Origin of the sequence: Planococcus lenghuensis, from assembly GCF_001999905.1 — a bacterium.
GTDB lineage: Bacteria > Bacillota > Bacilli > Bacillales_A > Planococcaceae > Indiicoccus > Indiicoccus lenghuensis.
The window spans coordinates 41,104-66,246 of record NZ_CP019642.1 but is presented as its reverse complement, the minus strand read 5'-3'; the positions used below and the strand labels follow the sequence as shown (position 1 = coordinate 66,246).

The window sequence follows — 25,143 nt, the reverse complement described above, 5'->3', positions numbered from 1 at the left end:
TTTCCGTTAGGATGATGACGACGTGTTCGCTTCAATGATGTGAGCGCCAGCGGAAAGCGGCTGCAAGTCATGGCGGTCCACTTTCCATTCCCCATCTTCTTTCACCCATCGGATATCCGAGGATAAATACAACAATTGTTGTTCGTGGGGTTGATCCCATTCCCCTTCGAGTCCGGTCAGAGCTACTTTATAGATGGCGTATACTTGAAATTCCTCTTCTTGTTTCCGGACGGAAATGTTGAAGATTTCAAAGTCCACCGTCTCGCTCCGCATACCGTCCTGTGAAACGAACGCTTTTGATTCTGTCGCTTCTTCTTTCAATCGGTCGGTAAAGAACGTAATAGCGCCACCTTCGAATGTCGATTCCAGAAAATCTTCGGTTTTGGTGTAGATGGCCGTTTCCGTCTCTTGGCTGGCCTGCAGCTGCACAACTTCTTCCTGAAGCTCCGCCAGTTCGTCCTGTAAATCAGAATTCGCGACATACAGATTGAAACTGACCAATCCGAGCACAACCGTGGCCAGCAGAAACAATACACTCTTCAAATTCCAAGCCTGCATCCACCCATCCCTCATTTCATTCACTTGCTGGGCTTGCCAGATACTCCATCGGGTTCACACGGGTTCCGAACATCACACCGGTATGGATTTCAAAGTGCAAATGATCTCCGGTACTTCGGCCGGTGGAGCCGCACTGGCCGACGGGTGCGAGCTGGTCCACTTCCTGCCCGACCTGGACGGCAATCCGGCTCAAATGGGCGTACAGCGAAAATAAGCCATTCTCATGCGCGATGACGACGACATTCCCATAGGTCCGGAGTTCGCCGGACGGCGGGTAAGCGGCGTAAACCACGCGACCGGCTTTTGCTGCAAAGATCGGATTCGGTGCCTGGCAGTCGAGGTCAACGCCCAGATGGCTGGAAACTTCGCCCGTGAATGGGTCAACCCGGACTCCGTAATTAGAGTTCACCGTAACATCTGGAATCGGTTTGGCGAACTCACCGGAAGCGAGCGTGCAGTTCATTGTTAATCCTCCAAGGGAACTGACAAGTGCTGTTACATTCGGTACCCAGTGGCTGTTCAGGTTTGTCGGGTCATTGCTTGCGCCGATCGGTGCGTAGACTGCGCCAAGATCTGAGATCGTCACAAGACCGTCTTCAATGATCCGGTTATGCAGCGTCACACCCATGGCCGCAATGCCTTCTTCAAGCGTTCCGAATACCATTAGGCCATCCGTTCCCATGAGACCGCCCGGGTTGTTCTTTTCACGGACGGCAGATGACGTCCCTTTCCCAGTCTCATGAAACGCGATGGCGGCCATCAGAACCGGATCAATACCCTGCTCTTCCGCGGTTTCCAGAAAGAGATCGCCGGTGCCGCTGAAAACGCCCGCAGCGGCGAAAGCTTCCGCCCATCGTTCTGTGTCCACTTCTCCATCCGACGCGCAGTACGCGCCGCCTGATGCGCTCAGGAGGGCGTTTCGGTTGCTGTCGGGGTTTTCTAAGTTGAAGTGCTCTCCCTTGCTCGCCATTGACATGAAAACCGGGACGAGAATGAGCAGAATGGCGATGCCGATGGCGATGATCCCGATGGGATTAAAGAAGAGCTTCGTCACCAGGAGCGACAGCAGCGTTTTGCCGGTTTCTTTCCCGTTCATCGCCTCATTCCCTTACAGCGTTAATTCATTGATACTCTTCTGTTCAAACCACAGCTTCTCGGTTACTTCGTTCAGCTGCACTTCGAGCTTGATCTTCTTTGAGCCGGTGTAAAAAATGCCTTTTCCGGCCTGTTCTTTCTTCTTACCGTCTTTCAGAATGAGCGTGGCCCGTTCTTCTTTGGAAAACGAATTGCCGAGCTCGTCTTCCAGGTATTTCAGTTCCTCTTCGTTCATCGGCAGGTACAGTCGCTGGACCGATTGCGTGATGATGGCTTTCCCGTAATTCCGGTTCTCGTCCCGCGCCGACAGAAAGTCCTCCACCGATTGGGAAGCCGTGGTGATGCCGCAATTAAATGAACGCAGCACTTTCATCATGAAGAAAATGAACTCCATCGCTTTCGGTACTTTCGGATCGGCGATGACGTGCGCTTCATCGATGAAGATTTCACTCGGACTGCGGTCGCCGCTCATGATTTCATACGTCGTGTGCGACAGGATGTTGTAGAAAAGGATCCGCTGGATCTTTTCGTTGTTGCTCATTTCTTTCAGGTCATAGCAAATCAGATCATTTTCGATATTGACGTTCGTCTCGCCGTTGAAAAGTTCCGAATAGATCCCGTACACATAGGTTTCCAGTGTCGTATGGAAGTCCCGAATCCGCTCATACAGTGGCGGATCATTCTCTTTGTCACGCGCAATCAGCCGGAACAGATCTTCAAGCACCGGGTAATCACTCGCCGTCAATTGATTGATATCCGTATTCTCGTTGATCCCTTTTTCCTCATAGACTTTCTGGATGTACCGACTCAGGATATCTTCCTGCAGGTCGGTCATTGAGTTGTACATAAGGCGAAACATAACGAGGAGATTCGAAATCTTCGTCAGCAGGATGTTACCGAGTTCCCGTTCTTCCCGCTGCACTTTCTCACTGATTTTCGGCAAGTCCATCGGGTTGATGCGATTCCCGCCTTTCAGCTGGAATTTCACCCAGGCACCGCCGAGGTCAGCGTAATTCCGGCCGAATTCCCCTTTCGGGTCCACGGTGATGATTTTCCGGCCCAGCATGTGCTTATTCGTCATATTGGCAAACAAGTACGTCGATTTTCCGATTCCGGAAATGCCAATCACAAATTCGTGCCGGTTCAGAAGGTTCGTATCGTCCACGATCACCACATTGCCGGTCGTCATGTTGCGCCCTTTGATCAGGCCCGTTTGGGCGAACATTTCATTTTCATGGAGCGGAAAGAAGTAGGAAATGGCTTCCGAATTGCTCATCTTGTACGTGAGTTCATCCACCCGGTTCCGGTTAAGCGGCAGAAATGAACGGAACGCATCCATTGCCCGGTCTGTCGGATTATGAATGATCCCGATTTTCGAGAATTTGCTTTTAACGGTCGTTGTCAGCTGGTCGAGCTCCTCCACAGAACTTGCGACAAGATGGATCAGCGTATGGAACAGATAGATTTTGTCATTACGGTAGGACAGGTTCTTCAGCATTTCTGATGCGCTGTCGATCTGCCCTTCCGCTTCAATAATCGTCTGTTCGTCCGCGAATCGCGTATTCATTTTCATCCGGTTCTGTTTGATGCTTTTGACGAGCTGCGCCCGAACTTCTCCAACGTTGTACTCCTGCAGGTAATTGACAATGGACACGTTCTCGGGCAGTTCGGTCACTTGCTGGATCTTCTGCTGGTCCTGAATTGGGTCGTAATCCACGATGAGCAGCGTCCGGGTGTAGTTGGACCCGATCCGGACGTACGAATCGTATTCGGTCAGGTTATCAGGGGCGATGGCGGTAAGAAGCGTTTCGTTCATCCCAACGGACTCTTCAAAGGTCGCCTCTCTCTTCGATTTGGATGGTAACCACTTGGTCAGCCACTGCATGGCGCCACCTCCTCATTCAAAGCGGTCATTCAATAGCTGCCGGTATTCTTCAACGAGCGCTTTCGCCGTATTTTTACCGACAACGACATCGAGTTTCGCATTTGTCTTATTCGTGATGTTCTCGCCCTGTGCCTGGGCGCTTTCAAAGTCCAGACAGGCATAGTAGAACTTGAGCAGTTCATCATTATCCAAAATGTTCACATCCAGCTTTTCATAACCAGACAGCATCTGCTCCAGTTTGGCTTTCAGGATATTGGCGGTCGTTTCCAGCTGCATGTAGCCATTCGCTGATCGATTGATGGGTTTCGAAATGACTAAGTACCGTTTGCGCGTCACCATGTTTTTGGAGCGCTGGACCTGTTCAATTTGGCTGGCATAGCCCTGCTTCAGGACACGCTTCGCGTACGAGGAGTTTTGGCCAACCTGCTCATTGAACCACATCAGGTAGTTCGTCAAATTGATCGGCTGTGCCACCTGCATCAGCTGAATCTGTTTCTCTCCCATATCGTTGATAAACGACTGGTACGCCTCCAGCACATTCTCTTTCGCCAAGTCATTCATCAAGGACAGGTTCACGGAGGAGATTTCCAGCACCTTGATAATCCGATTATCGGTCGTTTCCATACAGCCGTTCGCGATATTTGCGAGTCCCAGCTCGGTCCGGGTATCCGGTTCTTCCTTCCCTGCCGGCAAAGCCCCTTTCGCGTAATGGAATTCCTTACGCCGGGCATTTGCCTTTAGCTTCCAGATTACTTTGTACTGGAGGAGCGACAAGTTCTTTCGGACGGGGTGCTTATTCAGCTGCAGGACCGCCACAATCATCGCCGGCGTGAATGCGATAAGAAGGAGATGCTGGTTCAGGTATCCTGCTTTCAAGAGCAGGTAAGCGACCAGTGCGCCCAGCAGCAGAAACGGAAGCACGATGAGCAGGTCGTAAAATGAGATGTTGCCGTATAAGTACTTCCGTGTGTCGATGTTCAGCGGCAATTCGACTTTCCCCCGCTCCCGCAGGCGCTCTTGCCGTTCCAGCGTAGCGTCGGTTCTCACGATGAATCACGTTCCTTTTCAATTACAGATTCGTCTGGATGTAGTCGATAACCGGTCCCGCAAGCAAAAACAGTACAACTCCGCCAACGCAGAGTTTCAAGCCGTTTTTGAATTTGGGCGTCGCTTGTTCGTCGCCGGACCAGGCACCGATCGCACAAATTAAGAGGCCGATCATGAAAATCGTGATGAATGTCGATTGCATATCCGAGAACAGCGTGTTCAAAAAGACACTAATGCGTTCAAACACAAATCTCACCTCCCTCTATTTCCTGCTGTTTCCAGTATATTAGAATTGCCGTAAAAATGGCAACGGAAACGAGACGAAATTCGTTAGTCGGATTTTCCCTTTTTGGGCCCCTAGTCTATCAATGTTTTTTTAGTGTGATAGATATTTGAGAATGCAGCCGTCTCGAAATCAGACGGTTTTAACTTAAAATATTTATTTATATATAAAATTATTGGCTGAGACGTCGATTGTTCCGCTTTTCATCCAGTGCTTTCAGCATGGCTCTTTTCTCGGCTTCAAGGTCGCGTGAGGTTGCCTTTTGTTCGTCTCCATCAGCTGAAGTCGGCTTTTTTTCCTCGCCGGGGTCTGTTTCCTCGTATTTCTTTTTGAACCAGTCTGGGAGCACTTCCTGTCTGCCAGGTGCTTGTCTCGGTCCTTGCTGGGCTTGCTGCTGGAGCCATTTCTTCTTGTCGGCTACCGCTTTCGTCAGGCGCGCGGTGATGTTTTGGATGCGGCCCGGCGTGCGCTCCAGCGAGTACTGAACGGCATTGGCGTACTGATGGTCGGTCAAGACGTCTTTATGGGCATGGTAGTGAAGAACGATCTCGTCCATGTTAATTTGATCATCCATCAATCGCTTTTGGTTTTTATCCAAGACCTGCTGAAGTACTTGAGGAATATCGGCATCTTTTGGGGATGGATTGATCTTTTCTTCAGTCTCTTTAAATTCAGGATCACTAAAGTCAGTATCATTAGGGTTAAAATTTTTAACTTCTTGAGGTAAAGAAGTTTTACTTCTTGAAGTTAAATTTTTTAACTTCTGTTGCGCCCCAACGGTTTCAGCGTCTTTTTCAGGCTTATGTAGTTCTTCCACATCCTGCTCATCGGCCAAAGGTTTCAGCAAATACAGCCGGTTTGACTGTGAGAGCCCCATCCGCTTTTCTTCAAGGAGCTCCGCTTTCTGCAGTTCTTTTTTGATCTTGATGACGGTGGGTTTGCTGCAGTTGAGGATCTCCCCCAGGTGCTCATTTCCGTAGAGAAAGTAAATGTTTCCTTCTTCGTCAAACCACGCATTGCGGATGGACAGTTCCAGCCGGTCCTGCAGGATCGCAAAGGCGATTTTCGCGTCATTGCTCATTTTTTTGTAGCGGGAGCTGGTGAAAAAGAGTTTGGGGAGCCGGTAAAAGCGTTCGGCGGTTTCTTCCTGGATGTTGTACTTTCTGGTCATGGTGGATCTCCTTCCATTGCGTCAATAAATTTTTGGAAAGAGAAATTACGAAGGAGTTCATAGCCGCCGAACAGGCAGATAAGCCTGTTCAAAGCTGCGTGAATTATGCTATAATAAGCGTAATCAAGTTTTCCTTGTAATCTCTCTACGTGGAAACTCTGCTGCCGGCTGTCGCCAAACAAAACGGCAGCAGAGTTAGTAGGGATTTTTTTATATATACATAAATTTTTATATATATATTAAGATTTGTTTGAGTATAACATGGATTTTCAGACACCGGAACCGAAAACCGAAAGGAATCGTTCGATGACTTCTAAAAATGAGCACGATATTTACGAAAAAATCGGCAGCGCCATGAAAGCGATTCGGAAAGAGCAAAAGCTGACGCTGCAGGACATCGAAGCCCGCAGTGAATTGAAGCCGTCTACGGTTTCCCTCATCGAGCGGGGAAAACAGAATTTTTCTATCGGATGGCTGGTCCATTATTGCAATACGCTTGATGTTGACCCGGCTGAGGTGTTCACCCGCGCATTCCGTGACGATTTTCAGAATCAGCAGCTGGATAAGATCTTCGAACGCTTTGATGCGTATGAAGCCAAAAAGGATGAAAAGTAACGCTTCCCTGCCCTCTCAACCAGTAGAGGGTTTTTGTATGTAACTAGAGCGGAATACGTGGATGAGCAGGATTCGCCCAATGAAAACGATGCTTAATCATTTCAATGCGTGTGTTTATGAGATTACTTCTCCTTGTTGCGGTTTTTTTATTTTTATAAACCTTTTGTAATTTTATACAGAAGGTATCTTACTTCTCACCAAAAACCACAACTAAGAAACCACGGCACTGTACTCAAATTGGGGCAGCCATTTGCTCCGTCAGGAGCTCTAAGACCCTCACAAAGACCATATGAGGCATAAGAAGCCCTTTTTGGTTCAACTGCTCCTGACGGCAGTCACTGGCTATTCAGGAAAGCTCACATGAGCTTGTAGTTAGAAATCTTCTACTTTCTTTAGGTCTTGAACGGTTATCTCTTTTGTTTTCTACCAACAGATCCTTTCCTTATTTTCATTGCTGGAAAATAAGACTTCTTTGTAAACCTATAGCAAACCAAAAGCGCTGTAAAGCCCTTTATAGCAAGGCTTTCAGCGCTTTTTGGGTAGATGTTTCCACTTTTCCACCTCTGCGAGAATGGTTCGATTAGTCGTATAAGTAGATATTTCCACTTTTCTACTTTTGTATATTTAAGTCTCTGTTCTCACACAAGTAGATATTTCTACTTTTCCACTTTTGTATACTTAAGTCTCTGTTCTCACACAAGTAGATATTTCTACTTTTCCACTTTTGTATACTTAAGTCTCTGTTCTCACACAAGTAGATATTTCTACTTTTCCACTTTTGTATACTTAAGTCTCTGTTCTCACACAAGTGGATATTTCTACTTTTCTACTTCTACATACTTAAGCCTCTGTTCTCACATAAGTGGATATTTCTACTTTTCTACTTTCGTTATTTACACTATAGTTCTTTATTTTCTTTTTGATCTCAATAACGTTGTTAAATCAACAACGAAACAATGGCATAATTAATCCTTTTTATAACAAAAGTAGATATTTCTACTTTTGTTATTTCTTTTATCACTTTTACAGAAGTAGATATTTCTACTTTTCTACTTCTTCTTATTTATGACCTCATTCTCGCGTAAGTAGATATTTCCACTTTTCCACCTTCGATTATCTGCAACTTCATTTCAGCAGAAGTAGATATTTCTACTTTTCTACTTCTTCTTATTTATGACCTCATTCTCGCGTAAGTAGATATTTCCACTTTTCTACCTCTGATTATTTGCAACATCTTTCTCACAGAAGTAGAAAATTCTACTTTTCCACTTCTGTTTTTTCTTCATCTTTCTCACAGAAGTAGAAAATTCTACTTTTCCACTTCTGTTTATAACAAAATTAGAATATTACATTTGTGTTACAAATAAATTCTTTTTTACACATTCTTCTACTTGTGTTATTATCAGATATATACGAAGGTGGAACTTTGTTAGGTGGAAATTCGTGAAAGTAATTAGGAAAGAGGGGGGACAGTAAGTGACTGCAAAAACCATCGTTGTGGGTAATTTTAAAGGCGGAGTAGGGAAAACAAAGGTATCTGTCATGGCGAGTTGGGAATACGCAACATTACTCAATAAGAAAGTGTTATTGGTAGATATGGACCCGCAAGGGAATGCCAGTACCTTGGTTGCTCGTTCTGCGGGCATTGATGCAATCGATAAAACAATTTTCGAAGGATTTAGGAGTGAAGATCTCCAGAGTGTCGTCATGAACGTGACGGAAAATCTGGACTTGATTCCTGCAGCGGTTTCCTTTAAAAACTTCTCGAAATTCCTTTACTCAAAGTTTTCGAACGATCTTGATCAAATTACATACTTAAAAAAATTACTAGAACCGCTGAAAGCGAATTATGATTACATCTTTATCGACGTTCCACCGACAATCAGTGACTACTCAGATAATGCTATGATGGCCTCTGACTACGTATTGATTATCCTGCAAGCCCAAGAACTTTCCTTGGAGGGAGCAGAAAAATATATTTCTTACCTGCAATTCATGGCTGATGAATATGACGCTGATATACAGGTTCTCGGCGTTCTTCCGGTCTTACTTCGTGCAGGTGGCCGAGTCGATCAAAGTACAGTGATAAGGGCCACTGAGCTATTTGGAGAGGACAACGTATTTAAAAGTGTCATCAAACACCTGGAGCGTCTGAAGGCGTGGGATATGACGGGGATCCGGAATGATGATCACCATGATAGAAAGGCACATCAAGCGTTTATTGATGTTGTGAATGAGATTGAAGAAAAACTAGAACGCTTTGAGTTGGTGGGTAAGTATGAGTGAACAGTCGAATAAAGGCCCATTAATTCAAAAAAAATCTTCAACACTTACTCGTCCAAAACCGGTTGTAACGAGCGGCCAAAATGATTTTAAATTTTCTCAACAGCCAGAGAAGCCGAAAGATGCTGAGGTAAGTGTTCCGAAAAAAAAGAATGAACCAGAAACTCAAGTGAAAACCCCCCCGTCTGAAGAGACGGAGAAAAAGAAAGCACCCCGACGTTCCAAAAGGGCTGCTGTCGGGAAAAACAATAATGTGAAGTCTGTGAAAGTGCCGCACGAAATACATGTCCAGATTGGCGTTCTCGGGAAGTTCATGGACGAAAACAAAACCTATGCAATCATTTCCGAATTAATCGATAATTATGTGGCAAACCAACTGACCGATCGGCAGCAAAAACAATTTGAGTATATGACCGATTTCTTTAATGAACCAGAAGAATAATGAAAACCGATAGGGGACCAACAGCGGTCTCCTATCGGTTTTTCAATTTTCTTCACCCAATGAACTATGTAGTTTCATTTTGTTGACTCATAAATACATGCAAGGCGAAAACCAGCGTATGTTTTTTAACGGCAGCCGGATAAACAGCCTGGATTTTTTCATACAATTGATTCGCTGCCTGCTTTAGCGGCAGCTGTTCAGAGTAGCTAAGGTGTATCTTTACAAGCTCATCATCAGAAATATCCTGCATCAGTTCAATATAGCAGCTCAGTGATTCCACGTGCTTCCGGAAATCATTGATGGCATACTGAAAAATTTCAAATACCAGCTGGTTCTTTTTTTTCGCGGGATGCCGTTCCAGCCAGCGGTCGAGCCATCTCTCCTGGTCCAGTGTGATAAAGTAAGAGGCAGTGAGATATTTCGCCATCTGTCATCTCCTTTCTGCAGCGATCCGCCATGGACTTCCTGCGAAACTGGTATCCAATGACCGACTCACGTATCAGTATAACGAAAAAGAAGGGGAGGGGGGAGCGCATGCCGTATATTATCCGTTCCATAAACGGGCTTATCCTCAGCGAAGAGGACAAAGAGAAAGTATTTCCGACCAAAGAGGAAGCAGAAGAAGAACGGACATTTCTGCAACAGAATACATCGCTGGACTGGACTATCATTCCGCTCAACGAAACCTAAACCTTCCGGATAGAGAAAGCCCGGAAAGTTTGGGTTTTTAGCTTTTCTTATCCTTTTGGCTGCCGCTTACTCTTCACGAATTCCGCGAACGTCCGGAAGATATTCTCCCGCTCTTCCACAGACAAGTCTTCCAAAGCAAAATACTTTTCAGCAAGCGCTCCGGTCTCGATCAGCCGCTTGGTCCGCGCTCTCCGCTTCTCCCAGCTCGCTCTCCGCTTCGTTTCATTTTCCAGCTGTTTTTTCTTTCGTTGCAACTCTGTGATTTGCTGCTTCAGTTCATTCGATTTCGCCAGGTTATTCGGCTCGTTGTTCATGGCGGTCCCACTCTGCAAGCTGCGCAGGTTCTTCTTGCTGTTCAGGCTGCTCAGACGCTTCAGGTTCGCCGTTTACTTGTCCGGCCAACTGATGAATCCACTCAATTGCTTCCTGTTCTGATTCGATATTCCACGTTTTCAGCACTTCCTGGCCGATGTTCTGCTGCATTTGCTGTTCCAGCATTTTCTGTTTCTCTTTCAGCTTTTCGATTTGCTGTTCGATGGATGAAATTTTTTCGAAATTGTTCCGCATGGTTTTCACTCCTTTTTTGTTTATATGTAAATATTTTAACATATATATAAATAAAGTCTACGAAAAATGGGAATAATATGGTATGATGAATCCGAGTCATCAAGACGAGTGCCCAGTTATACACCACTGTCGTGGTGCTAGGCTTCGGACCTCGCGGTCCTGATTTGTCGCCTTCGGATGTTTTAACCCCATTGAGCAGAAAGGAGGGAAGGGACGTGAGCTACTTCCGCCTGCAGGCCAACATCATCAGCAAGAAAAACCAGTCCGCGGTAGCGAGTGCGAGCTACCGCAGCGGGGAAGATCTGTACTCGGAACGGGACGAAGAACTGAAATCGTTCAAAGCCCGGGAAGTAGCGCCCGTCTCCTTCATCCTGAAGCCGGACCATGCGCCCGAGTGGACGCTTGAACGGGAACGGTTATGGAACGAAGTCGAACGAGTTGAGAAGGCGTGGAACGCACAGCTCGCACGCGAAGTGCTCGTGGCGCTGCCGGTTGATCTGAACGAAGAACAGCAAAGCGAACTCGTCCGTTCTTTCGTCCAAGACCAGTTCGTGGACGCCGGCATGGTGGCGGACGTTTCGATTCACCGGGACAAAGAACACAACCCGCACGCGCATATCTTGCTGACAGTCCGGCCCTTCGAAGCCGACGGAACGTGGGGCAATAAAAAAACGCGCCAGTATGAGTACGAACCGAACGGCGACATTAAGCGAAATGAGGAAGGGGAGAAGATCTTTAAAACCGTTTCGACGACCGACTGGAATGAGCGGGAGACACTCGTGAAGTGGCGCATGCAGTATGCGGAAGCGATCAACGCGGCCTTCAAGGAAGCCGGGATTGAGAAGACGGTTTCTGCGCTGTCGTTTGAAGAACAAGGACTCGATAAAATCGCACAGGTCCGGCTCGGCCGGAACGAGTACCAGTACGTCAAACGGATGGAAGAGAAGGGGCTGGAAGCGACGACTTTCTATCACGAACTGAATCAGGAAATCCGAAAAGCGAACGACCAGATCGCGCAGCTGAACCGCAACATTTCCTTCCTGTCTTCAAAAGAAAAAACGCAGAACGTGCAGCTCACCCTTCACCGGCAGACGAAGGCCATCACGATGCAGCTGGATGCCGATTATCAAAAAAGCCTGCGCTTCATGAAAGGGCGTTTAAAAGAAGACCTGTCCTTCAAGAACGTGAAAAACGAACTGGAAGGCTTGTACCGGTGGGAGGAACGATCACTCGAACCAAAACAGATGAAAGAACAGGTAACACATACGGTACTGGATGCTTCCCACAAGGCGTATCTTGCAGGCGATACCGCTGCATTACTGAATCAGGGCTTTTCGTCCGACCGCTTCCATGAGCGGTTCACCGCCCGGCTCGATGCATTCGAAGCGCAGGAAGAAACGCTCAAAAAAGACCGCCAAACGAATCAAACGGTCACTGAACACGCGGAGCGCGCTTACCGGGTGACCAGCCTGATTACGCACAACACCTTCAATGACTTGTATCCGGACCTGGCTGAACGGTATCAGTTCAATGACCGGACCACTGCTTTCAAAGCGGAGGTCATCGAATCGGCGCGGAGCGGCGATTGGCACCGCGTCCCGGCTCCGGAAGACGTGGAGAGGGAACTTCACTTGAGCGAGCTGGAGACAGCCTGTACGCTCGCTGAGAAGGCGACTGAAAGCATCCGGATTCAGGCGAGAATCCGTGATAAGCTGGGCACGCAAAAAATGAAACTCGTCGGTGAGGGGCAGAAGCTGGACGCCATCTACCAAACTTCTTTAAAGTTGAATACGGCGCAGCAATTGATCACTCGGTACGAGGAAAAAGCAAAGCATCACGACCAGCAACTGAATGAACTGATCTGCGAGACATTCCCGCATGCGAACGAGCGCGTGCTGCAGAAAGTAGAAGCTCTTCCGCTGGAAATGAAGACAGACGTGCTCAATCATTACCGTGAAAATAAAATGGCCGGGCGCGAGCCGTCCTTGTCTAACTGCTTACAGGCGGCATGGGGGAAACAAGAACAGCGGGAAGCCCAGCATGAACAGTACCGGCAGTCCCAAACTAATCCGTTCTACCGCGGACTCGATGCCCGTGAACAAGAAAAGGGCCACTTACCGGGCGGAACCGTTGGCGCTGATCTGATGGATGAACTGGTCCGGCAATCCGCGCAGCCGAATCCGCATACGAAAGAAACGGGCCGGCTGGATAAACTGAACCGGAAGGGGAAAAACACGCGAATGCGGCGGTACCTGGGACTTGAAATTGAACTGTAGAAAGGGGATAGCGATATGCGGAATAAATCACTGAAAAAGGGCGCCGGACTTAAAGTGGGTGTCGTCCTCCTGCTCACACTGGTGGTCGGGTATACGATTGCCGGACTCCTTCGCTTTCTGGAGGAGAAGGGGCGGCTCGATGCCCTGCTGCTTGATTGGTCCGGCACACTCGGCTTTTTGTTCGAAGAAAGCGGCCGTCAGTCCCAACTGCTGGTCGGCCTGCTGGCGCTCGTCTTCTTCACCTGGTTTCTCTCCAAGATGAATTTGTTCGAGCCGAAGTATGAAGATGCCCACGGCTTTGGCGTACATGGCTCTGCCCGGTTCACAGCACCAAGCGACGCAGCCAACGGCATTCAGTTCTCCAAACAGAATACGTTCTATCCGAAGGATTCGGAAAAAACAATGGAAGCTTTAGCGAATGGACTGATTGTCGGGCGCATGCCGAAAAAGAAACGGCTTCTGATCATTCCGCGAACGACGAAAATTGATAACCGGAACGTCTACATTGTCGGGTCCAGCGGAAGCGGGAAAGGCCAGTCGTATGTGATTCCGAACCTCCTCAACAACAAAGAGGAGACGCTGATTGCGACGGATCCAAAAGGGGAGCTGTTCGATCAGACGGCAGCTATTAAGCGGAAGCAGGGTTACAGGGTCTATCAGATCGACTTCATCAACTTCCAGCAGGACGGGTACAACCCGCTGGATTATGTGCTGGATGACCAGGATGCGCAGCGCATTTCCCTTACCGTGGCGAAGAATGCCACGAAAGACGGAAAAGAAGACTTCTTTATGGAACGGGCGCAGAAGATGCTGGCCGGGCTGATTGTGTACTGCAAGACCGAGATTCCGGATGCTTCCATGCAAGACGTGCTCAATGTGTTTAATGAAAAAGTGGCACCAGATGAAGAAACGTTTCAGCAATGGGTGGACCAGGAATTGGGCCAGCACCATCCAGCGTATCAGTTGCTAAAAGGACTCACGACACTCGGCGGCAACACACGGGCAAGCGTCACGTCTTCCTTCGCGTCCCAAATCAGCATCTTCACACTGCAGAAGATTAGTCGGATGACCCGGAAAAGCGACTTCGATTTCCGGGAGTTCCAGGAACATAAAAGTATTCTGTACGTGAAAATGCCGATGGATGAGAACCCGTTCACGGCGCTCACGTCGGTTTTCTTCGATCAGCTGATTGCCCAGTTTTACCGGATGGCCGATGAAAACAGCGGGAAGCTCAAGATTCCGACGATCTTTCTGCTCGATGAATTCGCGAATATCGGGAAAATCGAGAAATATGGACGCGTGCTGGCCACGTGCCGCGGACTCGGGTTATCGATGAACACGATCGTCCAGGACAACGGCCAGCTCGAAGCCATTTACGGGAAGGAAATGACCCGTTCCATTCTTTCGAACCACGATACACTCCTGTACCTTCGCAGCAAGGACATGGAGACGATCAAGTATTTCTCCCAGTTGGCAGGAGAGACGACGGCCAAAATCCAGACCGGTTCCACAAGCCAGAGCGGCGGATTCATGAGCGGGAAATCGAATGCGAGTCAGAGCCAGTCCGAACAGTACGTCAAACGCTCGCTCATTCCGGAAGGCGACCTGGCCAATATCGATCGAAACGACAGCTACCTGTTCGTTAGCGGGCTACATCCGATGAAACTGCAAAAGGCGTGGCAATCTGATATCTTCGGTGATTACGTCGAGCGCCACACAGAAGTCCATGCGCCGGTACCCGTTACCGAGAGCTTCAGTTCCTTCCGGAAAGAGCGGGAGGCGCAGCAGCCCGAGCCGCAAGCGGACACCTTTGCTTCAGGCGGAACCGTGACCCGTGTCATCGAGGAGGAGATCGACCAATCGGCGCTGTTCGACCTTGATTTCGATGAATTTGAGGAAGAGACGGAACAGGCCGCGGCCGAAGAGAAGCCGGAATCCGAACGGAGCATAACCGAACGGCTGCAAGAAAAAGAAGCGACCGATCTCCGGACGCTGCTATAAGACAGAAAGGGGAGAACAGCGGATGCTGGTGACGATCAGTGATATTCTCGCAAGTGACAAACGGATTCTGAGCTTTCGCGATCCGGTGCCGTTCGAGGCACTTACATATGAAGGCATCCTCGATTTGGAGGAGGACGTGCTGGACTACGAAGTGGTCTGTTACGCCCCTGTTCGCCTTGTTGGCCGGCAGGAGCCCTTATACGAGGCGTGGTACGTCAGAAAGGATGTGATCGATTATGTCTAAGAAGCTGGATCTGACCGATATCAATAAGCGGCTCGAAGAGAACCTGGAAGCCATGTTCCGCGATAACCGGTTCCAGGAGATGCTTGATGTAATGGCCAGCGGGCACCAGTATTCGTTCAATAATGTGCTGATGATCGTCTCGCAGCATCCGGACGCCACGATGGTTCGCGGATTCCGCCAATGGCAGGAGCTCGGCCGCCATGTGAACAAAGGGGAGAAGGGGATTGATATCTTTGTGCCGCTTTTCAAGAAAATCGAAACACAGAAGGTCAATCAGCAGACCGGCGAGATTCTGCGGGATGCGAATGGAGACCCCCAGACGGAGATCCGGCAGAGCATCAACGGATTCACAGTCGGAAAAGTGTTCGATATCTCGCAGACAGACGGAAAAGACATCCCGAATGTCCGGGAATTTGTCCAAAATGATCTCAAGTCCACAGAGTCCCTGACTGAGCTGTACGAACGGTTCATCGATTCAGTGAATCAGAATGACGTGACACCGCTCACGATTCAAGAAGAAGCCCATGACGGCAAGGGGTACGGCGGTTACTACAACCAGATGACGAATGAGATTGTCATCAATACCGCGGTCTCGCAGACCGCCGAGCAGAAGTTCCGGGTGCTAATCCACGAGTACGCACACAGTCAGCTGCACCACCGGGAAAGCGAACTGAAAGAGCTGCCGCGCGGGCATAAGGAAGCACAAGCCGAATGCACCGCTTATATCGTCTCGCAGTATTACGGGTTCGATACATCGCTCTCGTCAACCGGCTATATCGCAACTTGGGCGCAGGATTTAGATCTGGCAAAACAGGCTATTCAGGAAGTGCAATCGACGTCCCGTGTCATGATCGAACAGCTCAATTCCCTGCAGCAGGAAAAGATTAATGAATTTTATCAATCCATCAATCCCGAGAAAGTGAAGGAAGACCTGGAAGCGAAGTTCGGCTTCTCGTTCGAGGACAACCCGACACTGCAGCTGGCGGACACGAAGAATGGGCTCGTCGTCTACGGAACGATCGAGCAAAGCGAGCGGGATCAGCATTACTTCCTCCGGACGAATACGAATCGAATCGTGCCGATTCAGGATATCGGGGAACGGTACGGGGTCTTGAACGTGCTGGAGAACAATAAGGAACTCGTGACGGACTATCGAAAGGTGGAAGATGTGCTGGAAGTGACGAAACTGGATGAAGGGACGTACGCGGTGACGCTGGAAGGCGGCGATACCTCCCAGCGGACATTTCAGAAGAAAGCCGAAGCGGATCAGTTCATCCAGAAAACCGGACTGGCGCAGTCACTGAACACCGACCGGTTTCTTTCCAAGTCATCACATCCGGAGAAAGCGCGTCTGCATCAAGTGAACGTGCAGCACTTGAATCAACGGCTAGGAAACGTGTTGAATGAGAAGGACTTGAAAGCGGAGCACCGGGCAGGGGTTACGCTCGGCTGGTATTTGGTAAAAAATCCACGGATTCAATCGAAAGCGGAGCTGGGCAAGCAGCTTGAACAGGCAAACGACAAGAATGCGCAGATGGTCCGTACGAAAGAGGCGTTCCAGCAGCTCGGTTCCGCGGTCAAAGATAAAGAACAGGAATTGGAACGGGAATAAAACACGCAAAACAAGCGGCTGGATTCTTCAGGGTTCAGCCGCTTGTTTTTCATTTCATTTTTTATGTATTACCTCAAATCTCTCACACACAACGGGTATTTTATTATGGAACTCTTGGCCAACCGCTTTAAACTCTTTTTTAAAAAATTCTTCGTGTGCATCGCGCCAATCCTTCAACGTGCGGTCGCCTTCACCTTCTAAATAAGCGTGTTCTGCCGAAACTTCATCAAATGGAACAATTTCGACAGAAGTAGTTTCAGCAATTGCTACGGCGTTTCCATCCCCATCGAGAATAATATTGTGAAGACCCACGTATGGTAACGGCTCGTTTTCCTCATACAATAAAAAATTAGAAGCCGTCGCTGTCTTGGTACCGTCAATTACTAATGCTGCAAGTTCATCTGCCATTTCCTTCGAATCACCAAACGCCCACGCTTCATAACTTTTTGGCGCATTCGGGTTCATCTTTTTAAATTCCTCCCACATTTGGGTTATGGAATCATTACTCATAGGTATTCACCTGCTTTCTTTCACCATTTAAAATGATAACAGAATTATAGCATGTGCGTTTTTTAGAGGGAAAACGGTTCAACTTTTTTGTAAATGGTCGAACGATACTGTGAATCCGCAGTTCGACAACGGGAGACTGTTCCCTGTTCGATAGGTGAGGGTGAACAGCAGGGCAAACTGGGCACCACTATGCTTCTCCACTTGTCTTTTGGCTCTTTCGGTTTCACAGCAATATTTCCTCGAGTCGCGAAAATCGGGCAGGAAACTCACTGCTGGATATTGAAATAAGAGAGAATCGAGCCATTTATAAAATAAGAGTTGCTCAGGATAATGGGAGGCGCCGGATGATGAAACGATTACCGACAGTCGAGGAAGCGAAACAGGAGATCCAATTCTTGCAGCAGTTTGTCCAGCTGGCAGAAGCGTACGGAGAAGAGACACTGGAAAAACGAATCATCAAGCTCTATGCCATCCATGGCAGCATCAAAACGGTTACAGAAGTGCTGAATGCGGAACGAGCTAATCAGCAAGAGCCGATTGAAACAAGTGTCGTCCGGGACGTTATCCAGTCAAAGGCCAGCGATCCGCTCCATCAGCTGATTCGGAGCCACTACCTGAAGAAGACGCGCCATATGCGGAAGAAGACCACACGAAAAGTGCTATGGTGATAAGCGAATGATTCAAGCGGAAATAATAGGCGGGCGGCAGCACGAGGACGGCTAGTTGCGCATACACCGCTTCCCAAGCCGTCCTAGCGTGTCGCTTCCCTCTAAAAAATCCGATAACCACGGGCTGTAGCGTTACACGGACAGCCCGTAGGTTCCTGGCTTTTTCTAACGAGGGAACGAGCCGAAAAAGATAAAGAGAAAAGATCAAACGGAAGGCAGCCGAAGCGGCTGCCTTTTTCTGTGCTTTTTGCTTTTGCCCTCCGGAGCGTACACGTTCCGAGCCTGTCTAACCCGGAAACAGGGACAGATTCCTCGGCTTCGCCCTATCCCTGTTTCCGGCTAAGACAGGAGCCGACGGAAAACAGCCAGTCAAGGGGCGAAAAACTTTTTCAATTCGTGCTGCGCTGAAAAACTTGTTTCGCTGAAACCCTTGACTGGTCGGCTATCGGATGTGTTCGTCCTCCATGCCAAAAGGCAAAAATCCTCCCCTTTGGGAAGATGAGCGCCCGGCGGACAAACCAAAAAGGAGAGAGCCAGCCATGAAATTTGAAAACCTGGTCGAAATCGTCCGAATCAAACAAGAGGTCAGGGAAGTGGAAGAACCCTATACGAGCCTTCTTCCTCAGCAAATCCGGTCATCCCGTGATGCCACATCCTTTATCCAAGCGTTAATCGGGGATGAGGACCGGGAAGTATTCCTCGTCTTGTGTCTGAGCATGAAAAACCATGTGATTGCTGTCCATCGCTGTCACGTTGGAAGCCTAAATGCGAGCATCGTCCATCCGAGGGAAGTGTTCAAATCGGCCATACTGAACAACGCCGCTTCTATTTTAGTCGCACATAACCATCCGTCCGGTGACTGTCAGTATTCGCCCGAGGATATCGACGTCAGCAAACGGCTGGAAGAGGCGGGCAACCTACTCGGCATCGAACTTCTCGATTCCATCATCGTCAGCCCGTCCAATAGCCTGTCATTGAAGGAAAAAGGTGTCATCTAACCGCAGAAAGGGGAATTCCCCTTTCTGCAAAACCAACGATAAGGAGTGATTCACGATGTATCAGCCATTGAATAACGAACAAACAAGTACCCTCAGGAGCCTCCGTTTTTGGCGGCGGAATTTGCACGTGGCAGCCTGCCACCAGGATGTACCTGAAATCCTGAAGAGCCGAAACGCACTGGCCGCTCTATTCGACCGCTGCGATCAGATGCAGATTCCCTTCAAAGTCCAAAACCGGGTACTGGCGGCCGCCGAAGAGAATACCGCCTTCAGCGACCTATCGTTTTAAAAAGCGGCAGCCATCAGAAAGCGTGCTTTCTGATGGCTATTGCTGTGAGAATGAATAAGGTTTTTGTTGAATTACTCAACAAAAGCACGTTAAACTATAAGTGGGTGTTGAGTGATTCAACAAAGAGGAGGATGAAATGCATGAAAACCGCCACAGAAAATCTATTAAATAATTTCCCAACCCTTAAACCGTATGTCGAGAAAGAGGAGATCCATCCTGAAGAACTGGCAGTCAGTCCACACGAACAAACAGTGATTGAGCTGGCTCGTTTTTTTGAATATGAAGAGCCGTTTCAACTAGAAAAGTTGTTTTCAAACCTCGATCCGTCCTGGATTCCACTTGCGCTGGAGGAACTGCAAACGTATTTTTACGAAGACACGTACTTAGCGAAGACGCCAAAACCATTGATCATTAAAGATCCAGCTGATTTGCTGAGTCAGAAAGGATTTGCTGATTTTTTAAGTGAGAACGGGCTCTCGATAGACGTCAAAAAGCTGCACATGTACTGGAAACGGGGGAAATTGCCGGAGGAGACCGTAACAATCGGTGGAAAGCCATACTGGCTACGGGAAACGGCACAGCAATATATCACAGACAAGCAAGGAGCACCGGATTGATTGCCCGTGTTCCTTGCGTTTTTCGTTGGTTCACTAGTTTAATTATGGAGCCATGGTTGGTGCGCTTACTACTAAGTGATAGGAAAAACATAAGAAAGGAGAAGGGAGCTTGTCTGATGCAGGGCTAGTGTACATTCTTGTAAAAGTGACAAATGGAGGGAATCCAACTATTTGCTACTAAAAGGAAGGGCGACAACCAAACATGTAGGTTTACAAATTGTTGCTACAGCGTTATGATTATATATAGATAATTTAATAGTTTACGAATATCGCGAGGATTTTCTGAAGATGGAACAGGCAGCCATCGCCCTTTGTTTGGAGATGCGGGAGTGCCACCCCGCCTAAAGTCCTTGCGCCATGAAGCCATAGCTAATAGCTATGGCTTTTTATATGGTTTCAAGGCTTCTTTTGCATTGTACTGTACGACTTTTTCGTCTGCCATCACAAAAAGTGTTCTTGCGAAATGGATATTACTTTTGGTTGCTCTAACTGCAACCAGTACATAATCTTCAACTTCTTCATCATAATATTTTTTGATGAACTCAATTGAATCCTTTCGAGGGTGTTTTGCGACAAAATCAGGTGACTGGAGAATTTCTGATATTTTGTTTCCGTATTTCATGAAATCCTCAGGGTGTTCATCCTTCATATGTTGCAAGTTGGTTTCCCCTATAAAAATGGGTGTATCTGTCTCCAAAGAAAGATTGAGTATACGGATGACAATTTCATCTACTTTTCCTATCTCATGTGGCATAAGGTCCTGCTCCTTTCAAACTTATCATTCCTTCTGATCCACCTTTTTCTTTTCCTCTTTAAAAAAGCTGGATACAGGACCATATTGGACAGAAGGGTAATCTGCCCAGTTCCATGTTTCGTCTAGGAGTATGGATCGTGCTAATCCGAGGTAAGGTCCAGGATTTGAATCTGTTAGTTTAATTGAATGCGTTAACGCGATACCTCGTACACTGTAATTCGCATGGTGGTATGGACTAATGAAGTTAGCCACGTCTTCAATTTCGGCTTCATTGAGACCGTGGTGATTAGCATTTTTAAGAGGAAGATAGTGACAAGTTAATACGTCATCTTCCCTTCGAGTAACAATAAAGAACCATTGGATATTGTCTGATACTACTGGTTCAGATTTTTGGGTATTCCATTGAAAAAGATGAAGTACTTCTGCAATAGGACCATACAACGATTCGGATTTCTTTATTTTATCGATCAGTATATCGAGGGATTTTTGATTATCGGGTTCTTCCGCTGTCTTCTGAAGACGTTGCCGGATAAGAGTGTCTGAATAAGGAATCAAATAAGTAGTGGAAGATTTTTTCCCATGTTGCTCCCGGTAAATTAAATTATTGTCTACCAATACTTTAATCCATTTATCTACGGTTCTTGTTTGGACTCCAAAAAAATCCGCTATTTTTTCAACGCCGTGCCAGCTGTGACCATAAGAATTATCAGCTGCATAAGCGAAATACAGATATAACTTCAAGGGCCCCCCGTCTATTGTTTTAAGATGTTTCTCTCTGAAACTAACAAATAGCGGTAGAAAAGGGGCAGGGAGTGAACTGTTAGTTTGTCTCCAGTTCTGATGGTATTCCTTTAGCATTCGATCTTCTTCTGTTGTTGCAGGTATCGAAGAAGATAATCCGAATCTCTTTTTAACATCCTTTTTCATACTATTTCCTTCTTTCTCTTATTATCGTTAACCATAGAATAGCACGAACTAAAATGAGCATACAAATGCGCTTTTATGTAGTCATATTGAAAAACATGTGCATGAAAATGACGTTTTTAGTTTTTATTTAGTCGTACAAACTAGAATAAAAACTAAACGATTAACATAGACGATTAAATAGACACAAGTAGCTAATACGAATTAGACAACACGTAAATAGATTCGTATCCAAGTACTTTTTTATTCTTTGACGCTTCATATTAAAAAATGCCCGATTTATTGAAGGTTAATGAGTTCAGCATCATAAAAAGAAACCGGTAATTCTATATTCAATGTGTATTTTTCGGGCCATTAGGTGCAAACAGTTTTTCTATTCTTAAAATCTTAGATAATATAAGTAGCTGGTGATACAATACTAGTAAAATTTAGAAAAGTAGGGATTTTGATGTACGACAAGTTTATTCCACCGACATACGGAAAAAGCGGTTTTAGTTGTCCGCATTGTTCTGTCTTCTCGCAGCAAGATTGGTATGAGATTGAGTATAACCAACACGACATGGATTACATACTATCCGCTAATCTTAGAGAAAAGAATTATACATCTCTTGATGCTCCAAACAATGGAGGGGGAAGTGGATACATGATTAACAACCTCGCTGCCATGAGCAAGTGCTATACATGCGACAAGCCTGCATTTTGGATACGAGGTAAAATTATATACCCAAAGTCTCCAGTAGCGCCGTTGCCAAATCCGGATATGCCAGAAGATGTTGCAAAAGTTTACAGGGAAGCAAGAGAAGTAAGTCCTCTATCACCGACTGCATCTACTGCTTTATTGCGTTTAGCTTTAGAAAAACTATTGCCACAAGTGGGAGCTAAAAAGAGTGGAATAGATACTATGATAGGCGAATTAGTGGGACAGGGATTACCGAAGGAGGTAGAAAAGGCATTAGATAGCTTAAGAGTAATAGGAAACGAAGCGGTTCATCCTGGAACAATTGATTTACATGATAATCAGGAAGTCGCTCTAGCTTTATTTAAGCTTTTAAATTTTGTAGTAGATCGAATGATTACTCAGAAAAAGGAAATTGATGAGATTTACGAACTTATTCCCGAAGAAAAACTCAAAGGCATTGAGAGAAGGAACGACAAAGTGCTAAAAGAGCAGGCAAAATAACAAGACGCCAAAACAAAGGAGTACATTAGCGTGAGTGAGAGAAAAGTAAAATCGGATTTATATAAAACTTGGGAAAATTATGGTTCGCCGAATGAATTAATGGAACCTACAACTATTTTAAAGTTTTTAGAAGAAATCATCCTTAGAACAGATGGAGATTTGAATGTTGATTACTATGGCGGGGGATATGCCGATCAACTTCATTCAGTAAAAAGAGAAGGGCAATTTTTTTACTTGTATTGGAAGAACTTTGAAAGCTACTTACAAGAGGGAGAGGTGAGTAGCTTTCAAGCCATGGAGATGGCCATGTTCGGAAATAATGTATACGTTTATCAGGCAGTAGATATTAAATCATTGAAATTTATAGATTATAGCTATGAGCTATATATAGTTGTTAATTGTAGATACTTTACCAAAAAAGAATTAAAGAAAGAGATTATGGAGAAAAACTGCATTAGTAAAGAAGAAATTGTAGAAATCGATACTCCTCACTACATAGAATTCATCTTCGTAGATCAAAAGAAATTCAGTCATAGTTGTCAAATGATCCCTTTTCCGATTAATTCTTTATTAATCCAGGAAAAAATTAATCCCTTAGAAGATGAACAAAGCCAAGAAATAATGAGACAAGTAACCTTTAATGAGTTCGTATTTTCATTGTCTACTTGGAAAGCAGAATTCCTAGAGCTAACCGATTATGAAGATGAAAGAAAAATGAAAGGTTTAGGAAATGAAATTCGTACTGAAACTGAGAGACTCTTAAAATACTATGTGTTAAGCAATACGCGCTATGGGAATGAAGAATACGAGGTTTTAAAACCTCTCTACGATAATCTATTATCGAGCTATGCCCATTTAAACTTAGGAGATATAGTTAAAGTGTTAGGTAAGATGGAGATTAATATACCTAAAAGTTTCATAATTTCACTTAATAATCTTTCCCATGATAGCGGACGAACTCCTTACAAAAAGGAGATTGAGGAAGCCTTAAGTCATTTTGAGGAAATTATAATTAAGTGCTTTGAATGAGGGAAAATTTCTCAAAAAAGCATTCTCCCCTTATTGTTTTGTAGCATGACAATTTAACAAAGAAATAGAGGAAATAAATAGGATAAGTGTTACTGGAAAACAAAATTATATTAAATTCCATTTAACTCAAAAGCAAATTCATTGTTCGCAATATATCAATTTAACGAACAATAAAAAGAAGATTTGTTACAATAGAAATATATAATTACAATGAGGTGATTCCTTGGATATCAAGTACGATTTCTTTATTAGTTATAACCATAAGGATGAAAAATTCGCCGAATGGATTGCTTGGATACTCGAAAAAGAAAATTACCAGGTATTTATACAAGCATGGGATTTCCAACCTGGTAACAACTTCGTACTTCAAATGCAGAAAGGATCTGCTAATTCTAAACATACGTTGGCTCTTTTATCGAACAACTACTTGAGTGCGCTTAATACACAACCTGAGTGGGCAGCAGCTTTTGCTTCAGATCCTACTGGTGTATCAAGAAAATTTATTCCGGTACGGATTGAAGACATTAAATTAGAGGGTCTTCTGTCTCCTATAATTTATATTGACTTAGTGGGGAAAAATGAAGAAGAAGCAAAGCAATCTATTTTAGAAGGCATAAAAAGAGAGCGGCAAAAACCACCTATCGCTCCGCTTTTCCCCGGCATTATCGAGAAAAAAGAAAATAATCCTGTAACTTCCTCTAGAGGATGGTATGCCACTTGGCTGGACAAAAGAATTTCAGAAATAGAAAATGGAAAAGATATTTTTAAGATTCCGAAGGGACCGAAGTTCTCACTCCATTTAATACCTATAGAAGCACTGTCTCAGAGTAAAGTATATTCACCAAAAGAATTGTCAGCACACAAAAATTTGAAGCCTCTTTTCACGTATGGTTGGGACCCTAAAGTAAATAAAGAAGGTTTTGCGGCTTTTGTTAGAGGACAACAAGTAAACGAAACACACTCTTATGTACAGTTTTATAGAAACGGAATAATAGAAGCAGTTGAATCTGGTTTACTTTCTCTAGGCGAAAATACGAAAGAAATTATAATTGATAAATTCGAGAAAGAAATAATTGAGCACGTTAAGTTACACTATCTAAAAGTTCTTAAAGGCATAGGTATTAGATTACCCATAGCAATAGGGATTTGCTTATATGACATTGAAGGATATAGAATTTCAAGTTATAGAACAGCAAATAGACTTCATAAGCCAGACGCTATAGAACAATCTAAGCTAGAGTTACCTGTCATCCAAATCAATTCTTGGGAAGATAGTATTGACAAAGCGTTACAACCCTCATTTGATTTATTGTGGAACCATTGTGGGCTTGAAGGTTCCTTAAACTATGATAAAAACGAAAACTGGAACGAGTATAGAGGATACTAGTCCCAAAGGAAAAATTAA

The 25,143-nt window shown here is 45.8% G+C and carries 27 protein-coding genes; 15 read left to right on the top strand and 12 right to left on the bottom strand.

The features are described from left to right. Positions 1-6: 6 nt before the first annotated feature. The 6 genes from B0X71_RS20575 to B0X71_RS20550 all read right to left on the bottom strand — a co-directional run bounded on the left by B0X71_RS20575 (position 7) and on the right by B0X71_RS20550 (position 6,039). On the bottom strand, positions 7-558 hold the full coding sequence (locus B0X71_RS20575; protein WP_077591428.1) for a hypothetical protein: 552 nt from the start codon (positions 556-558) through the stop codon (positions 7-9). Between the two features lie 16 nt (positions 559-574). Then, positions 575-1,654 (bottom strand): peptidoglycan DD-metalloendopeptidase family protein, encoded by a 1,080-nt coding sequence (locus B0X71_RS20570; protein ID WP_077591427.1) that lies wholly within the window; start codon positions 1,652-1,654, stop codon positions 575-577. 12 nt (positions 1,655-1,666) lie between these two features. Then, complete coding sequence (locus tag B0X71_RS20565) at positions 1,667-3,538, bottom strand: VirB4 family type IV secretion system protein (protein WP_077591426.1); 1,872 nt, start codon at positions 3,536-3,538, stop codon at positions 1,667-1,669. A gap of 12 nt (positions 3,539-3,550) precedes the next feature. Then, a complete protein-coding gene (locus B0X71_RS20560; protein WP_077591425.1) occupies positions 3,551-4,585 on the bottom strand; it encodes a TraC-like domain-containing protein in 1,035 nt (344 codons plus the stop codon). A 22-nt stretch (positions 4,586-4,607) separates the two neighbouring features. Then, a complete protein-coding gene (locus B0X71_RS20555; RefSeq protein WP_077591424.1) occupies positions 4,608-4,832 on the bottom strand; it encodes a hypothetical protein in 225 nt (74 codons plus the stop codon). A gap of 208 nt (positions 4,833-5,040) precedes the next feature. Continuing rightward, positions 5,041-6,039 carry a replication initiator protein A gene (locus B0X71_RS20550; RefSeq protein WP_077591423.1) on the bottom strand — a complete coding sequence of 333 codons (999 nt, stop codon included), beginning with the start codon at positions 6,037-6,039 and terminating at the stop codon, positions 5,041-5,043. A gap of 306 nt (positions 6,040-6,345) precedes the next feature. On the opposite strand from B0X71_RS20550, the gene B0X71_RS20545 reads away from it, so the two are divergent. From B0X71_RS20545 to B0X71_RS20535, 3 genes are all read left to right on the top strand, one after another. Then, entirely contained in the window at positions 6,346-6,654 is a 309-nt protein-coding gene (locus B0X71_RS20545) for a helix-turn-helix domain-containing protein (protein WP_198038784.1), read from the top strand. Between the two features lie 1,476 nt (positions 6,655-8,130). Further along, entirely contained in the window at positions 8,131-8,940 is an 810-nt protein-coding gene (locus B0X71_RS20540; RefSeq protein ID WP_077591421.1) for an AAA family ATPase, read from the top strand. Next, positions 8,933-9,379, top strand: a complete 447-nt coding sequence (locus tag B0X71_RS20535; protein ID WP_077591420.1) for a hypothetical protein — start codon at positions 8,933-8,935, stop codon at positions 9,377-9,379. Before B0X71_RS20540 ends, B0X71_RS20535 begins: the two co-directional genes overlap by 8 nt. A gap of 64 nt (positions 9,380-9,443) precedes the next feature. On the opposite strand, the gene B0X71_RS20530 is transcribed toward B0X71_RS20535, so the two are convergent. Continuing rightward, positions 9,444-9,806: a hypothetical protein gene (locus tag B0X71_RS20530; RefSeq protein ID WP_077591419.1), complete on the bottom strand. Its 363-nt coding sequence runs from the start codon at positions 9,804-9,806 to the stop codon at positions 9,444-9,446. Positions 9,807-9,913: 107 nt separating this feature from the next. Here B0X71_RS20530 and B0X71_RS21195 point away from each other — a divergent pair, with 107 nt between their 5' ends. Beyond that, positions 9,914-10,069 carry a hypothetical protein gene (locus tag B0X71_RS21195; protein ID WP_156890014.1) on the top strand — a complete coding sequence of 52 codons (156 nt, stop codon included), beginning with the start codon at positions 9,914-9,916 and terminating at the stop codon, positions 10,067-10,069. A gap of 47 nt (positions 10,070-10,116) precedes the next feature. Here B0X71_RS21195 and B0X71_RS20525 read toward each other — a convergent pair whose 3' ends face one another. Both B0X71_RS20525 and B0X71_RS20520 read right to left on the bottom strand, forming a co-directional pair. Then, complete coding sequence (locus B0X71_RS20525; protein WP_077591418.1) at positions 10,117-10,383, bottom strand: hypothetical protein; 267 nt, start codon at positions 10,381-10,383, stop codon at positions 10,117-10,119. Then, a complete protein-coding gene (locus B0X71_RS20520) occupies positions 10,364-10,636 on the bottom strand; it encodes a hypothetical protein (protein ID WP_077591417.1) in 273 nt (90 codons plus the stop codon). Before B0X71_RS20520 ends, B0X71_RS20525 begins: the two co-directional genes overlap by 20 nt. 215 nt (positions 10,637-10,851) lie before the next feature. On the opposite strand from B0X71_RS20520, the gene mobQ reads away from it, so the two are divergent. From mobQ to B0X71_RS20500, 4 genes are read left to right on the top strand one after another with little or no spacing between them, the layout of a single operon-like run. Next, positions 10,852-12,912, top strand: a complete 2,061-nt coding sequence (gene mobQ / locus B0X71_RS20515) for a MobQ family relaxase (protein WP_198038783.1) — start codon at positions 10,852-10,854, stop codon at positions 12,910-12,912. Between the two features lie 15 nt (positions 12,913-12,927). After that, a complete protein-coding gene (locus B0X71_RS20510; protein ID WP_232336896.1) occupies positions 12,928-14,913 on the top strand; it encodes a VirD4-like conjugal transfer protein, CD1115 family in 1,986 nt (661 codons plus the stop codon). 22 nt (positions 14,914-14,935) lie between these two features. Then, positions 14,936-15,157, top strand: coding sequence for a hypothetical protein (locus B0X71_RS20505; RefSeq protein ID WP_077591415.1), 222 nt, complete (start codon positions 14,936-14,938; stop codon positions 15,155-15,157). Next, positions 15,150-16,769: an ArdC-like ssDNA-binding domain-containing protein gene (locus tag B0X71_RS20500; RefSeq protein WP_232336895.1), complete on the top strand. Its 1,620-nt coding sequence runs from the start codon at positions 15,150-15,152 to the stop codon at positions 16,767-16,769. The genes B0X71_RS20505 and B0X71_RS20500 overlap by 8 nt, the downstream gene beginning before the upstream one ends. Positions 16,770-16,823: 54 nt before the next feature. Here B0X71_RS20500 and B0X71_RS20495 read toward each other — a convergent pair whose 3' ends face one another. Further along, positions 16,824-17,279: an ASCH domain-containing protein gene (locus B0X71_RS20495; RefSeq protein WP_077591414.1), complete on the bottom strand. Its 456-nt coding sequence runs from the start codon at positions 17,277-17,279 to the stop codon at positions 16,824-16,826. Between the two features lie 344 nt (positions 17,280-17,623). Between B0X71_RS20495 and B0X71_RS20490 the strand changes: the two genes are divergently transcribed. The 4 genes from B0X71_RS20490 to B0X71_RS20475 all read left to right on the top strand — a co-directional run bounded on the left by B0X71_RS20490 (position 17,624) and on the right by B0X71_RS20475 (position 19,851). Continuing rightward, positions 17,624-17,947, top strand: coding sequence for a hypothetical protein (locus B0X71_RS20490; RefSeq protein ID WP_077591413.1), 324 nt, complete (start codon positions 17,624-17,626; stop codon positions 17,945-17,947). A gap of 539 nt (positions 17,948-18,486) precedes the next feature. Further along, on the top strand, positions 18,487-18,945 hold the full coding sequence (locus tag B0X71_RS20485; protein WP_077591412.1) for a JAB domain-containing protein: 459 nt from the start codon (positions 18,487-18,489) through the stop codon (positions 18,943-18,945). A 55-nt stretch (positions 18,946-19,000) separates the two neighbouring features. Then, positions 19,001-19,234 (top strand): hypothetical protein, encoded by a 234-nt coding sequence (locus tag B0X71_RS20480; protein ID WP_077591411.1) that lies wholly within the window; start codon positions 19,001-19,003, stop codon positions 19,232-19,234. A 140-nt stretch (positions 19,235-19,374) separates the two neighbouring features. Next, positions 19,375-19,851, top strand: a complete 477-nt coding sequence (locus B0X71_RS20475; protein ID WP_077591410.1) for a hypothetical protein — start codon at positions 19,375-19,377, stop codon at positions 19,849-19,851. Between the two features lie 376 nt (positions 19,852-20,227). On the opposite strand, the gene B0X71_RS20470 is transcribed toward B0X71_RS20475, so the two are convergent. After that, entirely contained in the window at positions 20,228-20,605 is a 378-nt protein-coding gene (locus B0X71_RS20470) for a PBECR3 domain-containing polyvalent protein (RefSeq protein WP_077591409.1), read from the bottom strand. A 24-nt stretch (positions 20,606-20,629) separates the two neighbouring features. Further along, positions 20,630-21,532: a hypothetical protein gene (locus B0X71_RS20465; protein WP_077591408.1), complete on the bottom strand. Its 903-nt coding sequence runs from the start codon at positions 21,530-21,532 to the stop codon at positions 20,630-20,632. A gap of 445 nt (positions 21,533-21,977) precedes the next feature. Here B0X71_RS20465 and B0X71_RS20460 point away from each other — a divergent pair, with 445 nt between their 5' ends. The 3 genes from B0X71_RS20460 to B0X71_RS20450 all read left to right on the top strand — a co-directional run bounded on the left by B0X71_RS20460 (position 21,978) and on the right by B0X71_RS20450 (position 25,125). Then, positions 21,978-22,709, top strand: a complete 732-nt coding sequence (locus tag B0X71_RS20460) for a DUF4145 domain-containing protein (protein WP_077591407.1) — start codon at positions 21,978-21,980, stop codon at positions 22,707-22,709. A 30-nt stretch (positions 22,710-22,739) separates the two neighbouring features. Continuing rightward, positions 22,740-23,738 (top strand): hypothetical protein, encoded by a 999-nt coding sequence (locus B0X71_RS20455; protein WP_077591406.1) that lies wholly within the window; start codon positions 22,740-22,742, stop codon positions 23,736-23,738. Between the two features lie 223 nt (positions 23,739-23,961). Beyond that, positions 23,962-25,125 (top strand): toll/interleukin-1 receptor domain-containing protein, encoded by a 1,164-nt coding sequence (locus B0X71_RS20450; protein WP_077591405.1) that lies wholly within the window; start codon positions 23,962-23,964, stop codon positions 25,123-25,125. Positions 25,126-25,143: the final 18 nt, after the last annotated feature.

What these genes read in the sequence shown, in the direction of transcription:
- B0X71_RS20575 (WP_077591428.1), bottom strand. Translation starts at nt 558, where the DNA reads ATGCAGGCTTGGAATTTGAAGAGTGTATTGTTTCTGCTGGCCACGGTT.
- B0X71_RS20465 (WP_077591408.1), bottom strand. Translation starts at nt 21,532, where the DNA reads ATGAAAAAGGATGTTAAAAAGAGATTCGGATTATCTTCTTCGATACCT.
- B0X71_RS21195 (WP_156890014.1), top strand. Translation starts at nt 9,914, where the DNA reads ATGCCGTATATTATCCGTTCCATAAACGGGCTTATCCTCAGCGAAGAG.
- B0X71_RS20525 (WP_077591418.1), bottom strand. Translation starts at nt 10,383, where the DNA reads ATGAACAACGAGCCGAATAACCTGGCGAAATCGAATGAACTGAAGCAG.
- B0X71_RS20520 (WP_077591417.1), bottom strand. Translation starts at nt 10,636, where the DNA reads ATGCGGAACAATTTCGAAAAAATTTCATCCATCGAACAGCAAATCGAA.
- B0X71_RS20460 (WP_077591407.1), top strand. Translation starts at nt 21,978, where the DNA reads ATGTACGACAAGTTTATTCCACCGACATACGGAAAAAGCGGTTTTAGT.
- B0X71_RS20550 (WP_077591423.1), bottom strand. Translation starts at nt 6,039, where the DNA reads ATGACCAGAAAGTACAACATCCAGGAAGAAACCGCCGAACGCTTTTAC.
- B0X71_RS20510 (WP_232336896.1), top strand. Translation starts at nt 12,928, where the DNA reads ATGCGGAATAAATCACTGAAAAAGGGCGCCGGACTTAAAGTGGGTGTC.
- B0X71_RS20565 (WP_077591426.1), bottom strand. Translation starts at nt 3,538, where the DNA reads ATGCAGTGGCTGACCAAGTGGTTACCATCCAAATCGAAGAGAGAGGCG.
- B0X71_RS20530 (WP_077591419.1), bottom strand. Translation starts at nt 9,806, where the DNA reads ATGGCGAAATATCTCACTGCCTCTTACTTTATCACACTGGACCAGGAG.
- B0X71_RS20505 (WP_077591415.1), top strand. Translation starts at nt 14,936, where the DNA reads ATGCTGGTGACGATCAGTGATATTCTCGCAAGTGACAAACGGATTCTG.
- B0X71_RS20495 (WP_077591414.1), bottom strand. Translation starts at nt 17,279, where the DNA reads ATGAGTAATGATTCCATAACCCAAATGTGGGAGGAATTTAAAAAGATG.
- B0X71_RS20490 (WP_077591413.1), top strand. Translation starts at nt 17,624, where the DNA reads ATGATGAAACGATTACCGACAGTCGAGGAAGCGAAACAGGAGATCCAA.
- B0X71_RS20470 (WP_077591409.1), bottom strand. Translation starts at nt 20,605, where the DNA reads ATGCCACATGAGATAGGAAAAGTAGATGAAATTGTCATCCGTATACTC.
- B0X71_RS20475 (WP_077591410.1), top strand. Translation starts at nt 19,375, where the DNA reads ATGAAAACCGCCACAGAAAATCTATTAAATAATTTCCCAACCCTTAAA.
- B0X71_RS20545 (WP_198038784.1), top strand. Translation starts at nt 6,346, where the DNA reads ATGACTTCTAAAAATGAGCACGATATTTACGAAAAAATCGGCAGCGCC.
- B0X71_RS20500 (WP_232336895.1), top strand. Translation starts at nt 15,150, where the DNA reads ATGTCTAAGAAGCTGGATCTGACCGATATCAATAAGCGGCTCGAAGAG.
- B0X71_RS20485 (WP_077591412.1), top strand. Translation starts at nt 18,487, where the DNA reads ATGAAATTTGAAAACCTGGTCGAAATCGTCCGAATCAAACAAGAGGTC.
- B0X71_RS20570 (WP_077591427.1), bottom strand. Translation starts at nt 1,654, where the DNA reads ATGAACGGGAAAGAAACCGGCAAAACGCTGCTGTCGCTCCTGGTGACG.
- B0X71_RS20535 (WP_077591420.1), top strand. Translation starts at nt 8,933, where the DNA reads ATGAGTGAACAGTCGAATAAAGGCCCATTAATTCAAAAAAAATCTTCA.
- B0X71_RS20480 (WP_077591411.1), top strand. Translation starts at nt 19,001, where the DNA reads ATGTATCAGCCATTGAATAACGAACAAACAAGTACCCTCAGGAGCCTC.